This window comes from Lactobacillus sp. C449L (assembly GCF_059900815.1).
Genome location: NZ_JBWXGA010000276.1, coordinates 1 through 442 on the forward strand (window position 1 = coordinate 1; position 442 = coordinate 442).

General features: G+C 59.0%; 1 protein-coding gene. It reads left to right on the forward strand.

What is annotated here, in order from left to right; translation table 11 throughout:
* On the forward strand, positions 1–256 hold a 256-nt coding region (locus tag AC2JF9_RS09370), incomplete at its 5' end, for a hypothetical protein (protein ID WP_500727230.1).
* Positions 257–442: the final 186 nt, after the last annotated feature.

Genomic DNA, 442 nt, shown 5'->3' on the forward strand with positions numbered 1-442 from the left:
GCGGATCGTCGAGGGGGCGCAGACGATGACCGTCTACAAGCCGATCCGATCGCTCGCCGAAACCGCGGCCGAGGCGGCGGTGCGGCTTGCGACCGGCGAGGACGTCGCGACGAACCGGACGGTCAGCAACGGCAAGGTCGACGTGCCGTCGCTCTTGCTGGAGCCGATCGGCGTCGACCGCGCGACGATCGACGAGACGATCATCGCGGACGGCTTCCATTCGAGGGAACAGGTATATAAAAACGTCGCAAACTGACACGGTTTTCCGCTCTAGAGCGTCGGGGTTCCGCCCTGGCGCTCTTTTCATGTTCGAGGAAGAAGAAAGCGGTTAAAAAAGTGAAGGCGATCGTAAAAGAGTGCTATTATACAGCGCTTTCAGGCCCGGATTCCGGTGATATAGTGAGAGAGTCAGAAGCCAAGACCATTCGAGAGGGGAAAACAG